10 protein-coding genes and 1 pseudogene are annotated in these 14,745 nt (G+C 68.3%); 5 read left to right on the top strand and 6 right to left on the bottom strand.

What is annotated here, in order from left to right; all coding sequences use genetic code 11:
• Nucleotides 1–175 precede the first annotated feature (175 nt).
• Nucleotides 176–352: a hypothetical protein gene (locus ACZ3KP_RS12860; protein WP_467498901.1), complete on the bottom strand. Its 177-nt coding sequence runs from the start codon at nt 350–352 to the stop codon at nt 176–178.
• Between the two features lie 136 nt (nt 353–488).
• On the opposite strand from ACZ3KP_RS12860, the gene ACZ3KP_RS12855 reads away from it, so the two are divergent.
• Nucleotides 489–6,218 carry a LamG-like jellyroll fold domain-containing protein gene (locus ACZ3KP_RS12855; RefSeq protein ID WP_467498899.1) on the top strand — a complete coding sequence of 1,910 codons (5,730 nt, stop codon included), beginning with the start codon at nt 489–491 and terminating at the stop codon, nt 6,216–6,218.
• A gap of 268 nt (nt 6,219–6,486) precedes the next feature.
• Nucleotides 6,487–6,684, top strand: a pseudogene (locus tag ACZ3KP_RS12850) (CorA family divalent cation transporter); the annotation flags it as partial.
• 110 nt (nt 6,685–6,794) lie between these two features.
• Here the strand turns inward: ACZ3KP_RS12850 and ACZ3KP_RS12845 are convergent.
• The 5 genes from ACZ3KP_RS12845 to ACZ3KP_RS12825 form a co-directional block, all read right to left on the bottom strand.
• A complete protein-coding gene (locus ACZ3KP_RS12845) occupies nt 6,795–7,883 on the bottom strand; it encodes a phage baseplate protein (RefSeq protein WP_467498897.1) in 1,089 nt (362 codons plus the stop codon).
• Between the two features lie 346 nt (nt 7,884–8,229).
• Nucleotides 8,230–8,508 (bottom strand): KUP/HAK/KT family potassium transporter, encoded by a 279-nt coding sequence (locus tag ACZ3KP_RS12840; RefSeq protein ID WP_467498895.1) that lies wholly within the window; start codon nt 8,506–8,508, stop codon nt 8,230–8,232.
• A gap of 38 nt (nt 8,509–8,546) precedes the next feature.
• A complete protein-coding gene (locus tag ACZ3KP_RS12835; protein WP_467498893.1) occupies nt 8,547–9,059 on the bottom strand; it encodes a tetratricopeptide repeat protein in 513 nt (170 codons plus the stop codon).
• Between the two features lie 95 nt (nt 9,060–9,154).
• Nucleotides 9,155–9,844: a response regulator gene (locus ACZ3KP_RS12830; RefSeq protein ID WP_132889928.1), complete on the bottom strand. Its 690-nt coding sequence runs from the start codon at nt 9,842–9,844 to the stop codon at nt 9,155–9,157.
• Nucleotides 9,841–11,535 (bottom strand): ATP-binding protein, encoded by a 1,695-nt coding sequence (locus ACZ3KP_RS12825; RefSeq protein ID WP_467498890.1) that lies wholly within the window; start codon nt 11,533–11,535, stop codon nt 9,841–9,843. Before ACZ3KP_RS12825 ends, ACZ3KP_RS12830 begins: the two co-directional genes overlap by 4 nt.
• A gap of 259 nt (nt 11,536–11,794) precedes the next feature.
• Between ACZ3KP_RS12825 and ACZ3KP_RS12820 the strand changes: the two genes are divergently transcribed.
• The 3 genes from ACZ3KP_RS12820 to ACZ3KP_RS12810 all read left to right on the top strand — a co-directional run bounded on the left by ACZ3KP_RS12820 (nt 11,795) and on the right by ACZ3KP_RS12810 (nt 14,713).
• Nucleotides 11,795–12,655 (top strand): ABC transporter ATP-binding protein, encoded by an 861-nt coding sequence (locus tag ACZ3KP_RS12820; protein WP_358976626.1) that lies wholly within the window; start codon nt 11,795–11,797, stop codon nt 12,653–12,655.
• A complete protein-coding gene (locus ACZ3KP_RS12815) occupies nt 12,652–13,533 on the top strand; it encodes an ABC transporter permease (protein ID WP_467498887.1) in 882 nt (293 codons plus the stop codon). The genes ACZ3KP_RS12820 and ACZ3KP_RS12815 overlap by 4 nt, the downstream gene beginning before the upstream one ends.
• Nucleotides 13,534–13,621: 88 nt before the next feature.
• Nucleotides 13,622–14,713 carry an ABC transporter substrate-binding protein gene (locus ACZ3KP_RS12810; protein WP_467498885.1) on the top strand — a complete coding sequence of 364 codons (1,092 nt, stop codon included), beginning with the start codon at nt 13,622–13,624 and terminating at the stop codon, nt 14,711–14,713.
• The last annotated feature ends 32 nt before the right edge of the window (nt 14,714–14,745 follow it).

The following is a 14,745-nucleotide window of genomic DNA, read 5'->3' as shown; positions in this document are numbered from 1 at the left end:
TGCACAGCGGCGCGGGGCCCACGGGGGGAACCGCATGAAATCCGCGAAGGACCCCAACCGCGATGTCCGCTTCTCGTAAAACCGTGCGCGCGTCCAGGCTCCCCACGTCGAGACCGATCGCCATCGTTGTCGCCGCTGCCCTGGCTGCCGGGTCACTGGCGGCCACGGCACCGGCCTACGCCTCGACCAGCGCGCCGACGCCATCACGCCAGGCTGCGTCGCCGAGCGACCGATCCGAGTCCTCCGCCACGCGGCTCAATCCCACGGAGTCGGCGTCCGCGCAGGCGAAGGCGACCGGCCAATCGGTGACCATCGGCCAGCTCACCGGCATCGGGACCCAGGTGGTGGCCAACCCGGACGGCACCTTCACCCGGACCGATACGTCTATGCCCCAGCGTGTGCAGCAGCAAGGCAAATGGGTCCCCATCGATACCACTCTGCTGCGGCAGTCGGACGGGACCTGGGCCCCCAAAGCCGCCATCACGCACATGACCTTCTCCGACGGTGGCTCCAGCACGCTGGTCACCATGCACGATGGCGCGGACAAACTAGGCTTCTCTTGGCCGGGCACACTCCCGACGCCAATTGTCTCCAAGGACACGGCCACCTATCCCGAGGTACTGCCCGGCGTCGACCTGCAGCTGACCGCAGACGCCTCCGGCTACTCCTCGATCCTGGTGATCAAGACCCCCAAGGCCGCAGCTGATCCGCGACTGCAAAGACTCGCGCTCAACACCACCTCGGCCAACCTCAAGCTGGCCGCCACCTCGAACGGCGGCGCCCGGGCCACCGACAAGCACACCGGCAAGACAGTGTTCCACAGCGACACCGCGCTGATGTGGGACAGCACAGGCCAGAAGACAGGGGCCACGGCCCGCGCCCGCACCGCGACCGTCTCGGCGGCACGTGCCGAGCACACCGCGGCGGCCAAGGTCGGCAGGCATCGCGCGCAGGTCCATGTGACCCTCAAGCCCGGCAGGCAGCTGCTCGGCCTGAACACGTCCCTGCTCACCGCCAAGACCACGACTTACCCGGTTTATGTCGACCCGGAGTGGAGCGGCAGGCCCTCCCAACTGGACTGGGCCCGGATCTCCGACAACGGGTGGAACGTCTACAACTCGACGTCCACCACAGGTGCGACCAACGCCCGCGAGGGATGGGACAACAACACCCCCGGCAACGGCGAGCGCGCCCGCACCTACTACCAGATCAACACCAGCGGCATCAAAGGCGCCGTAGTCAGTCACGCCTCGCTGTACGTCAAGCAGCTCTCCGCTGCTTCCTGTTCGGACACCCCGGCCGCCGTCTACGGCACCGACCGACCCGCCGGCTGGGGATCATCCTCGCTCTACTGGGGCCACGAGCCGACCGTGCGCACGGGTTCACTGGGCACCACCAATCCCAAGAGCCACGAGGCAGGCACTTGCCCGGTCACCGACGGTGCCAACTCCTGGGTCAGCCCACCAGCGCTGGAGTTCGATGTCACCTCCCGGGCACAGAGCGCGGCGGGCGGCAGCTGGAGCAGCATGACGCTGATGGTCCAGTCGCCCGACATGAACGACGCCTCTCAGTGGAAGCAGCTCGCCTACGGCGGCGGCGCCAGCATGTCGGTCACCTACAGCTACCGCCCCAAGCTCAAGAACGGCACGGGAACGCCCACGATCAAGCCATCCATCGTCAGCTCGGGCAAGACGATGACGACCACCCACACCCCGACCCTGTCCGCCCGCGCGGTCAACCCCGACCTGGCAGGCGGCAGCGAACTGGTACGCGTCGACTACCAGGTCTTCAACTCCTCAGGCACCCTCGTGGGGCAGGGCTACGGACCCAACCTGGACTCCAAGAAACGTGCACGCTACAACACCAACGGCAGCGACTGGACGACACCACGCCTGCCTGACGGCACGTACACCTGGAAAGCCACGGCACAGAACGCCGCGGGCTACTGGGTCGGCACCGGCTCCGGAATCTGGACCAAGACTCAGACCTTCACCGTGGACACCAGCGCACCGCCCGCGCCCACGGTGACCTCAAGCCAGTTCCCCGCCAAGCAGATCGGCGCCGCCTTCGGCGACCAGGGGACCTTCGTCCTGGGCAACAACCACACCAACAACGTCACCGGTTACCTGTTTTCCCTGGACGCCACCCTCAGCAACACGGTGTACACCAGCAATGGCGTCATCCACCTGGTGGCGGGCACGAAAGTAACCAAGGGCAACATCTACTACGCCACGTCCGACAATGGCCCCGGTACCGGTACTCCGGCAATCAACGGCAGCGCCTCACCCTCGTTCGCCCCGGGTTCGACCGGACCCCACACTCTCTACGCCAAGGCAGTGGACCAGGCCGGCTCGACGTCCATCTCCCAGACGGCCTACGCCTTCTACGCCGGGACCAGCACCCCGACGTACGCCTACGGCGACAAGATGATCAGTGGCTGGACCGCGACCAACACCGACGGCACCGCCACCGTCGTGCCCAAGGCCACGACCACGAGTGCCGGTGGCCAGGTGGTCAGCCAACCCGCCTTCAGTGGCTACGAGTTCGCCGACGGCTACCAGGCCATGCTCGGCAACAAGAGCACCACGTCGAAGGTTGTCAGCGGGGACAGTGCCACCTTCAGCTTTGACATCCCCAAGGATGGCCCCTGGAGCTTCGGCGCCAACCTCACCAAGGGCAAGGACTACGGCATTTACCACCTGGTCCTGGACGCGGGCCAGAGTACCCAGTCCACCCTGATCAGCGGCTTCGACGCCTACAACTCCTACACCACCACCCAGTTCCTCAACCTGGGCATCCCCAAGGACACGAACGGCCAACTGCTCACCCTCCAACAGGGCGTGCATACGCTGACCCTCACCTTGACCGGCAAGAATCCCAGTTCGGCTGGGTACCAGGCCGGCATCGACGTACTGCGCCTCGGCCCAGCACTGACCTGCGCGATCAACGACGCGACCAGCTGTCTGAACAACACCGCCACCAGCACCTTCACCACCACGACCAGTACGGCCGACGCCGACGGCTCCGGCAACAGCATCAACTCCGCCGACCTGACAAGCACTTCGGGCTGGCAGAGCAACAAGACGGTCACCGTGGACGGCGCCACCATCACACTGCCGAAGTTCGGCACCGGCACGTACGACAACATGCTGGCGTCCGGCCAGACCATCACCCTGCCGGGCAGCGGAGTCGTGAACACCGGCGACGCCCTGGTCTTCCTCGCCTTCGCCACCGGCGGCGCCGCCAAGGGCACCGGCGGCACCATCACCTACGCCAAGAACAACTGCGTGGACCAGAACAACCCATTCGATCAGCCCTACCAACTCGACACCGTGCCCGACTGGCTCTCCGGCCCGGGCTCCGCGGCATCGCTCAGCCTGGTCCACGAAAACCACAGCAACAACACACAGACCAGCTTGAGTTCCGGCCCGAAAATCTACGCCGTCAGCGTCCCGCTGCAATGCCCCGGCTCGGTCATCAGCAGCATCACCCTGCCGCTGTTCACCAACGGCGTCCAAGCAGGCCAGCCCACCCTGCACGTCCTCGGGCTCGGCCTGCGGCCGATGGCCCTCACCGGCGGCGGAACAGCGGCCCAGCACTGGGTCGGAACGTGGGCCTCGGTCCAGGACACCGCCAAGGTCCAGCTGTCCAGCGGCAGTGCCGCCGGCCTCAACGGGGGACAGACGCTCCGCATCCCGGCGCACGTCAGTGTCGGTACCGACGACGGCAACGGCGTACGCATCCACCTGTCCAACGCCATGGGCACCACACCGGTGACCTTCGACGCGGCCTCCGTCGCGCCGCAGGACACCACCGCGGGGGGCGCGACGGCAGCCACGGCACCGACCCCGCTGACCTTTGGCACCTCCGCCTCCCCGTCCGTCACCATCCCGGCGGGTGGTGATGTCACCAGCAACCCGGTGACCCTGCCCGTCACGCAGCAGGCGACCGTCCTGGTCAGCCTTCATGTGCCCGGCTCGATGTCCGCGCTCCCCGGCCACGCCGTGGCCCAGACCCCCGTCTGGGCGAGCACCGACACCGCCAACCACACCCGTGACACCGCCGCCACCAGCTACACACAGACCACCTACACCGGTCTGCCCTACCTCGCGGGCATCGACGTCACCACCCCCACCGCCACCCCCACCGGCTCGGTCGTCCTCTACGGCGACCAGAGCGTCAACGGCGATACCGCAGGCAGCAGCGACAGCCCGTACCACCTCAGCGATGCGATCACCGATGCTCTGGTCAACGACACCAACGGGGACAACTCCGTCGACTACGGCGTCCTCAACGCGGGCACCAACAGCTCCAGCCTGAGCAACAACCTGTTGCCCCAGATCACCAACAGCACCACCCCGGAAAACGCACTCAACCCCGTGGACCGCAACGTGCTGGCCCAGGGCAACGTGCGCACCGTCCTCGTCTCCACCGGCGCCGCCGACCTCCTCAACTGCACCAGCAACGCCAACACCTGCGCCTCCAACGTGGAGAACGGACTGGCCTCCCTCAACAGCCAGCTGTCCTGGTACAACACCGACGACAGCCAGACCGGAGTCACCCAGTACTCCAACATCACCGTCTACCTCGCCACCATCCCGCCCTTCACCGCCTCCCACCCGGGCACGGCAACCCAGGAATCCGCGCGCGAGCTGGTCAACCGCTACCTGCTCGACAACTCCACTCAGGTCATCGACTTCGCCGCCGCCGTGTCCACGGACGGCAACGCCACCTCCTCGACCGTGAAAGCGGCCGACCTCGCAGGCGGCAATCCGTCTAACGCCTACTACAGCGACCTCGCCGGCCAGTACCTCAATGACACCAACACCGTGGTCGGCATCCCGCCGAACCTGATCGTCCCTCTCGCCACCGGCAGCGACACCCCCGAGGACGACTGGGAACTGGCCACCGACGGCACCGACAGCAACACGGACAACCCGCTCACCACGATCGGCGGCGCGACCTTCAGCTCCAGCGGCCCCAACGCGGTCAACGCCGGCGCCGGCTCGGCGTCCTTCGACGGCAGCACCGGATTCCTGGAAAGCGACCACACCGCCGTCGACACCTCCGGTGACTACACCATCTCCGCCTGGGTCAAGATCAACTCAGATGTCGGCGCCACCGCCATCTGCCAGGGAACTAGTCAGCACCAGGCCCTCTACATCGGCTACGACAGCGGCAACAAGGGCTGGATGTTCCAAACCACCACGACCAATGACGCCGACTCCGACTTCCCCACCGCGGAGGGAGACAGCAACACCGGCGCCATCGGCACCTGGGCCCACCTGCTGGTCACCTACACGGCCCCCGTCGACGGCGACACCAGTACGGGCGTGATGTCGCTCTACCAGAACGGCACCCTGATGGGGACCGCCACCAACGTCACCCCGCAGTACGACTCGTCCATGCCCCTGACCATCGGCGGCTGCGTCAACAGCCCCGATGCCACCACGCCCTACGCCGCCTTCCCCGGCTCCGTGGCAGACGTCCACACCTACCCGTACGCAATGGCATCGAGCCAAGCGAGCGCCACCAGCGTGATCGTGCCAACAGGTTGGGAGAACGGCATGCCCGAGGACGAATGGAAGCTCGCCGCCAACGGCAGTGACACCGCCACCCTCAACCCGCTCACAGCCTCCGGCAGCGCCACCTACGGCACCGACGCACCGAGCGGGATGGCCGGCAGCGTCACCTTCGACGGAAACACCGGCTTCCTCAAGAGCAAGCAGAGCGCCGTGAACACCCTCGGCGACTACACCGTCTCGGCATGGGTGAAGATCAACTCAGCTCTCGGCACCACCGCCGTCTGCCAAGGCACCACCCAACACCAGGCGTTCTACCTCTCCTACGACAAGGCAAGCAGCGCCTGGATGTTCCAAACGACCACCACCAACGACGAGAACGCCGACTTCCCCACCGCGGAAGGAGACAACAACTCCGCACCAATCGGTACCTGGACCCATCTCGTCGCGGCCTTCCGCGCACCGGTCGCAGGAAGGTCCAACACCGGCAACATGGCCCTCTACCAGAACGGAACCCTGGTGGGGACAGCTACCAACCTCAGCCCCCAGTACGACTCCTCCATGCCCCTGACCATCGGCGGCTGCGTCAACAGCGCCTCGGCCACGACCCCGTACCTGGCGTTCCCCGGCTCCGTGGCGGATGTCCACGTCTATCCGCGGACGCTGTCGGCAGCCGAGGTCGGCGCCCTGCACTGAGCCACCAGCCTTGAGCCCCGCCGTTCCCACCAGGACCGGCGGGGCTCACCCGTCGTAACCACCATTGGCTGTCCGACGTGTACAGGCACCGAGTCGCCCGCGCCCGCAAACAGGGTCTCCCTGGGGAGGATCTGGGGAGTTCGTAAAGCGCTGGGGAGCGCGTGGGGAGAATCACCTGCGTAACGCGGGACGATCCTGAAAGACACCGAAAGGCTCATCTGCGCAGGCCAGAGGCGGAAGTTACCGCATCACCGCAGGTCAGCGCACCCAGGTAGACGACTTCAAGAAGATCTCCTCGTGGGCGGCGATCCTGTTCGCCCCGACCCTGGTCGGCACGATCTACGGGATGAACTTCCGGGAGATGCCGGAGTTGCACTGGGCGCTGGGATACCCCTTCGCGATCGTCCTGATGGCGGTCGTGTGCACCGGTCTGTACTTCATCTTCAAGCACAAGGACTGGCTCTGAGCAACCGGCCGCTGAGGGCCCGCGCAGGACTGCCCGGAAGCCGAGCCGGTGGGCGGAAGGGTCCGCGGCCCCCGCGAGCCGGGCACACCGGGACCCCGGGCTGAGAAGGGTCAGGAGGGCCACTCCGAGGTCAGTTGGTCCTTGAAGAACACGCTGGCCTCGAACTGGACGGGGCTGGTGGTGGTGATTTTGTCGGAGAAACCGAAGGCAAGTCGCGGGCCACTGGAGGACCGCCAAACGGCTATGCCCTGGGGTTCACGTCCGGGCAAGGAGGCCCCGGCCGTCGTCGGGAATTTCCAGCGGTACGCACTTCCAGGATCGTTCATGTCGATGCATACGATGTACGAGGGCGGGGTGGAGTCGCTGCTGGAGGGCGGTCCACCGAAGAGCAGGTAGGCGTATTGCCCGTATGCGGTGATGCCCTGGAACAAGTCGCTGTCGTTCAGCCCGAGTTCAGCGTTGGTGGGAATGGCCCGCTCCAGCAGGCGCTTGGAAATGACACCCGAGGACAGCACCTCGGACAGGTCGAACAGTGCCAGGCGCCAAGGAGTCGTCGTTCCCATGTACCGAACGAGAAGCCGGTTGTTGTAGGGATCGATCGCCGGACGAGGACAGTCGAGGAAGGTCGCGACGTCCACCGGGAACACCCCGAGATACTGCCCGCCGCGATTGAAGTAGTCGAGGTCGCCGCCGTCCTTGTACTTGAAGCGGGCGATCTTGTGACTGTTCGGCGGCTCAGGCGGCGTGGCATGGGGATTCGAGCTCTCCCAGTCGCCTGCCACCCAGATGTAGGGAGATCCGTCGGTGTCGGGCTCGACCCCGATGGACGAGCCGTGGTCGAACGAGTGAATTGCCATGGCTCCGAGCACATTGCCCGAGAGATCGGTTCTCGTCACCCACAGATCTCCGTTGTCACTGCCCACTTTGGTCTGCACGAAGTAGATGTGCCCGTAGACGTGATCGTAGGCGAACGACTGCATCGCCCAGTAAGGCTGGTGAAGTGTCTGCCGCAAGACGGGATTACCGCCGGTCCCGTTGAGTTTGAAATGCAGGGTCGAATCCACCGTGGCATTGGCCGTTCCCGCCGCGGACAGGGAGAGTCCGCCGGTCGCGGCGGCGACGGTCAACGCGGCGCCACCACGAAGGAACGCGCGCCGGTTCGTGCGGTGCTTGCCGGTCTCGTGGGTTATGTCGCTCAAATCATCACCCTCCAGGTCACCTGACGGAATTTGATCAAACTACCAGTCAGATCTCTGTGAGAGGAGTGATGCGACGGGACGCGTGAGGAGCGCGTGGGCAGGGCCGGGGTGTGTGCCCGGCTCGCCTCGGCTTGGAGTGGTTGATCGCGTCAACGGGCCCCGGAAGCGGGCCGCGCACGACCCGGGCGCCCATATCTGCTTCGCGGACGAGTCCTGCCAGCGCTGTTCCCGCCGAAGGGCCGGACCTGGGCGCCACGCGAGGCCGTACCCGTCGGGCAGATGCTCGATGCAGTGCGCCGCCTCGTCGACAACGGCATCACGTGGCCGTGCCGGCCGACCGAGCACCTCACCGGTGCCCGCCGCACGCCGGCAGATGCGCCGCCTTGTCGCCTACACCTCGCACCGGCACCGGGTGCGGGTCGCCCGGGTTGAACACCGTCTGGAGGGTGTAGATCGGGCTGGTCCCGATGTCGCCGAAGACCACACCGAGCGCCCCGACCATCAGCGAGAGGCGGACTGCGGCCCGCGGATGCGGAACAGGAGGCCCTGACAGCCCCACCGACGGTCCTTCGTCCGAGCCGGTCGGGTGCGGACGGCTGATCTGCCCGTTCAGCACACCTCGCACGTGCTCGAAGTCCGCAGTGGGCCTTGGCCAAGCGCTTCCTACGCGGGACGGCCGTCGGAGAGCCACTGGGCGAGGCCGCGCAGCCCCACCGCCCAGCGCCCGAGGTCGGTGACCTCGGCGTGCTCGGTGACGACGGTGAGCAACTCGGCCACGGCCTCGTCGGGGCGCCGGGCGTCGTTGAGGGTCAGGGCGCGGAAGACGCGTACGGAGTCGGAGTCGGGGAAGTCCCTGCGGGCGCGGTCGAGCACCGCGAGCGACTTGTCCAATTCGCCCAGCCACCTCAAGGTGCTGGCGTACTGGCACAGGCACCGGCGCAGGACGTCACCGTCGAGGCCCAGGGCGAGCGCCCGCTCGTAGTGACCGCGGGCGGTCGCCTCCTGTCCCGCGGTGTCGTAGGCGCCGCCCAGTTCGTACACGAGGACGGGGTGGTCGGGGTGTTCGGCGAGCAGCCCCTGGAAGTAGGCGATCGTCGGCGCCATGTTCGCCCGGTCGCGCCGGTCGTAGCCACGCTGGATCGCCTCGGCCAGTTCGGGTGTCACGTCGGTCGTCACTGCGGTGCCCCCACGCGTACGAGTCTGAAGATCGGCTCACCCTAGCGGAGCCCCGTCCACCGGTGACCGTCGCCGTTGCCGTCACCGTCGGCCGGTCAGTGGGCCACGCGGTAGCGGTGCTCGGGGCGTCCGGTGGCTCCGTAGCGCAGTTCGAGGCGGACCATGCCCTCCTTGACCAGGTAGGAGAGATAGCGCTGGGCCGTGGCACGGGAGACGCCGGTGCGTTCGGCGGCTTCCGCGGCCGACAGGTCGTCGTGCGCGGCGCGCAGGGTCTGGTGCAGCAGGGCGAGGGTCGGCGCGGAGTGGCCCTTGGCGGGGACGCGGGGCACGGCGGGCGGCCGGGCGGCGCTGAACAGGGCGTCCACATCGGCCTGGTCGGTCTCCGGCACCGCACCGAGGGCGTCCATCCGGTGCTGGAGCTCGCGGTAGGCGGTGAGCCGTTCGGCGAGGTCGGGTGCGCCGAAGGGTTTCACCAGGTAGCCGACGGCGCCGAGTTTCATCGCGATCCGCACCGAGGTGATGTCCCGGTCGGCGGTGATCATGATGGCGTCGGGGCGGTTCCCGCCCTCGTCCCCGCTCAGCCGGCGCAGCACGTCGAGTCCGCTGCCGTCGGGCAGGAAGATGTCGAGGAGCAGCAGGTCCGGACGGAGGTCGCGCACCGCGTCCAGCGCCGCGCCCACGGTCGCCGCCTGTCCCACCACCTCGAAGCCCTTGACGCGGGACGCGTAGTCGCAGTGGATGCGGCTGACCCGGAAGTCGTCGTCCACCACCAGGGTCCGGATCACCAGCGGTCACCTCCCGTGCTGCCGTCCGGCGCACCGACCGGCACCGGCCGGGCCGCCGTGAAGAGAGCGCCCGGTGCGGCCGGGGCGAGGTCGGGCACGGGCAGGACCACGGTGAAGACCGCACCCGGACCCTCGCTGACCGTGATCGTGCCGCCGTGCCGCTGCACCAGCCGGTGGACGAGTGCGAGTCCGAGGCCGCGCCGTGCGGTGCCCCGGTCCGGGCGGGTGGACCAGCCGTCCTCGAAGATCGACTCGGTGGCGCCCGGCGGGATGCCCGGCCCGGTGTCGGCCACCTCCACCCGGACCACGTCGACGGCCTCGATCAACGACAGCCGCACCTCGGGGCCACCGGGTCGAGCCGGGGCGGACGCGGACGCGTCGATCGCGTTGTCCAGCAGGTTGCCGACGATGGTCAGCAGCCGGCGCAGATGCGGCGGGTCCTCGCCGAGGGCGGAGTCGTCGCTGAGGACGATCCGCACCCCGCGTTCCGCGGCCACCGTGGTCTTGGCGACGATCAGGCCCACGAGCAGCGGGTTGCCGATCCGTTCCCGTACGGATTCGGCGAGCGCCTGCTCGGCGCCGGCCGTCTCGACGGCGAACTCGTAGGCGGCGTCGTGGTCGCCGATGTCCAGCAGCCCGGCCATGGTGTGCATCCGGTTGGTGAACTCGTGCTGCTGGGCGCGCAACGCGTCGGTGAGCCCGCGCACGGAATCCAGTTCGCGCAGCAGCCCGATGAGCTCGGTGCGGTCGCGCACGGTGACGACGGCGCCCAGTTCCCGGCCGTGCAGGGCCACCGGCATCCGGTTGACGACCAGGCAGTGGTCGTCGGTGAGCACGCTGATGTCGCTGCCCGCCAGGGTGCCGTCCAGGGCGCGGCGCAGCCGCCCGTCCGGCAGTACCTCCGCCAGCGTGCTGCCGAGCGCCGTGCCGAGTCCGAGCAGGTCGCGGGCCTCGTCGTTGACCACCGTGATCCGGCCGTCGGGGTCGAAGGCGACGACTCCCTCGCGGATGCCGTGCAGCATCGCCTCCCGGTCCTGGAGCAGCCCGGCGATCTCCTCCAGTTCCAGTCCGAACGTCGTCCGCTTGAGCCGCCTGGCCAGCAGGAACGCGGCTGTCGAGCCGAGCGCGACGGCGATGGCGCTGTACAGGCCGAAGGTGGGCAGCTCGCGCCACAGCTCGCCCAGCACATGGTGCTCGGTGATGCCCGCGGACACCTCGCCGACCAGCTTGCCGTCGGGCCCGTACAGCGGGGCCTTCCCGTTGGCGGAGCGTCCGAGCCCGCCCGGGTCGGTGCCCACGTGCGACCGGCCGTCCAGGACCACGATCGGGTCTCCCGTCGCCACGCCGATCAGCGCCGGGTCGGGGTGGGAGTGGCGGATGCCGTGCAGGTCGAGCACGACGACGTACGACGCGCCGGAGGCGTGGCGGATCCTTTCGGCCACCCGTTGCACCACGTCCCCGCCGCCGCCGTTGCGCATGGCCTGCCGGATCTGCGGTTCGGCGGCGGTGGTCCGCGCGATGTCCAGGGCCCGCTGCTCGTAGGCGCGGTCGAGCTCGCCCCGCTGGGCGAAGGCGAACAGCACGAAACCGATCAGCCCGGTCAGCGCCAGGATGAGCAGGTGGTTGGCCAAAATCCGCGCGGAGAGCCGCCCCTTCCCGCCACGGCCGATCGGGATACGGACGGGTTTCACCAGTGTCCCTCGTGTCTCTCGCCTGTCGTAGGGCTGCCGGGCACGGCCTGCGGCGCCGTACCCGTGGTGGCGTGATTGTGCCCCCGGCACCGGCCTTCTGCCCACCCCCGGCTCAGTGAGCAGAACGAGCAGAAGTCCGGCTAACACGGCTAACGCGGGATACGGAGGAAACAGCGACGTAACACGCGGTGGCCCCTAGCGTCTGCCTTCCTCGACCCCCGAGGTCCGACCCCCGAGGTCAGGAAGGAGACAGCCGCCGATGGCTGCACGCAACGATGCCGCGCCGAGCCCGGTCGCCGAGAAGGACGGCCAGGGCAGCGCGCGAGTCGAGATTTCAGGGCTCACCAAACGTTTTCTGACCCCTGCGGGTGAGGTGTTCACGGCACTGCAGGACGTCTCGTTCACGGTGGAGCCGGGCCAGTTCTGCGCGGTGGTGGGCCCGACCGGCTGCGGCAAGTCGACGACGCTGGGCATGGTGTCCGGACTCGACCGGCCCAGCGAGGGCTCGGTCAGGGTCGGCGGCCGCGAGGTGGACGGCGTCACCGACGGCGTCAGCTTCATGTTCCAGGCCGACGCGCTGCTGCCCTGGAAGACCGTCCTCGGCAATGTGCTGATGGGCCCCGTCTTCCGCGGCGTGCCCAAGCAGCGGGCGCAGGCCTCGGCACGCGACTGGCTGCGCCGGGTGGGCCTCACCGGGTTCGAGGACCGCTACCCGCACCAGCTCTCCGGCGGGATGCGCAAGCGCGTGGCGATGGCCGCGGCGCTGATCAACGAACCTCGCATCCTGATCATGGACGAGCCGTTCGGCGCCCTGGACGTGCAGACCAAGGCGATCATGTCGACCGAGCTGCTCGGTCTGTGGGAGCAGATCCGGCCGTCGGTCATCTTCATCACCCACGACCTCGACGAGGCCGTGGCGCTCGCCGACCGGGTCGTCGTCATGACGTCCAGCCCCGGGTCGGTCAAGGCGGTCTTCGACATCGACCTGCCCCGCCCGCGCGGCTCGGTCCAGGAGATCCGCTTCCAGCCCCGCTTCATCGAACTTCAGCACCAGATCTGGGACTCGCTGCGCGAGGAGGTGGAGCGCGCCTACGCACGCACCGCAGGAGGTACGGCATGAGCACGGTGTCCGCAGTTTCCCCCGCCCCCGCCAAGGACGGCGCACGGCTTTCGGCAGGGGCCGCCGCCAGGCGCGCTCGCCGGCGACGCATCGCCCTGGTGTGGGCCGGCCGCATCGGCCTCGCGGTCTTCGTCATCGGCGGCTGGCAGGCGTTCACCACTTGGGGCATCGTCGACCCGTTCTTCTTCGGGCAGCCCTCGGGCATCGCCAAACGGCTTGTGGACCTCTTCCGGCACGGAACCGAGTTCGGATCCTTCTACGCGAACATCTGGACGACGATCCAGGAAGCACTCGTCGGCTTCGCCGTCGGGGCCGTCGCCGGCGTGGTCTTCGGTGTCGCGCTGGGCCAGAGCCGCTTCCTCGCCGACGTCCTCGGCCCCTACATCAAGATGGTCAACGCGATCCCGCGGATCGTCCTCGGCTCGATCTTCATCGTCGCGTTCGGCATCGGGGTGCTGCCGAAGATCCTGCTCGCCGCGGTGCTGGTGTTCTTCATCGTCTTCTTCAACGCCTTCCAGGGCGTGCGCGAGGTCGACCGCAACATCCTCGCCAACGCCAGGGTGCTCGGCGCCTCCCAGGCGCAGATCATCCGGCACGTCACCGTGCCCTCCGCGCTGACCTGGATCATCGCCAGCCTGCACAGCGCCTTCGGCTTCGCCATCGTCGGCGCGCTGGTAGGCGAGGTGCTGGGCGCGCAGAGCGGCCTCGGTCTGGTCATCAAGACCGCGCAGAACAACTTCGACCCCAACGGCGTGTTCGCGACGATGCTCGTCATCTCGGTCATCGTGCTCGGCGCCGAGTGGGTGATCGGCAAGCTGGAGCACCGGCTGCTGTCCTGGCGGCCGCCGGCCCCCTCGGAAGCGTCCAACGCGCTCTGACCCGCTCGCCGCCTCCCCCTCCCCCTCCCCTCCTCGTCCCTCCCTCCCCTTCTTTCTTGCCCACCTCAGAAAAGGAATGTGGCCAGCCATGTCCCGACGTTCCGCCGCCGTCGCCGCGTCCGTCCTCACCGTTCTCACCCTCGGCGCGGTCAGCGCCTGTTCCAGCAGCTCCGCCGCCACCGGCAGCTCCGGCTCGGGCGGCACGCCCACCGTCAAGCTCATGGTCGGCGGCATCGACAAGCAGATCTACCTGCCCTACCAGCTCGCCCAGAACCTCGGCTTCTACAAGAAGTACGGCGTCGACGTCCAGCTGAGCACCGAGCAGGACGGCGGTGTCGGCGCCGAGGAGGCCATGGCCTCGGGGCAGGTCGACATGGCCGGCGCCTGGTACAACCACACCATCGAGTTCCAGGCGAAGGGCAAGGCGGTCGAGGACGTCGTCCAGCTGTCCGGCGCGCCGGGCGAGCGGGAGATGTGCACCAAGAAGTCCGGCGTCACGTCGGGCGCCGACTTCAAGGGCAAGACCCTCGGCGTCACCGACCTGGGCTCGGGCACCGACACGCTCACCCAGTTCCTGGCCGCCAAGAAGGGCGTCAAGACCGGCCAGTTCCACCGCATCGGGGTCGGTGCGGGCTCCACCGCCATCGCCGCCCTGCAGAACGGCAAGGTCGACTGTGTGATGACGACGCAGCCGACGGTCGCCGCGATCGAGAAGAAGGGTGTCGGCACCTCCGCGATCGACCTGGCCACCACGCAGGGTGCCACGGCCGCGATGGGCGGCGCCTTCCCCGCGGCCAGTGTGCTCGCCCGCACCGACTGGGTGAACGCGCACAAGGACACGGTGCAGAAGGTCGTCGACGCGCTCGTCGCCACCATGCACTGGATCAACACGCACAGCGCGGCCGACATAGCGAACAAGCTGCCGGCGTCGTTCGTGTCGAACCAGCTGGTGACCAAGGCCGACTACATCACCGCCCTGACCGAGGACAAGGGCCAGTTCCTCCCCGACGGGATCATGCCGGCCGGCGGCCCGAAGACCTCGCTGGCCACGGAACAGCTCGTCGGCAACGTGAAGGGCTCGGTGGACCTCAGCAAGACGTTCACCAACGACTTCGCCGTCCAGGCCAACAAGACGGAGGGTTTCAAGACCACCACGACCCCGGCGGGGCCGACCGGCTGACCGCCACCGGCACAGGGCCGCCCAGGTGACAG

It is taken from the genome of Streptomyces sp. NPDC020958 (genome assembly GCF_055562175.1).
The sequence above is the reverse complement of the archived record's forward strand: the minus strand, read 5'-3'. Positions and strand labels throughout refer to the sequence as shown.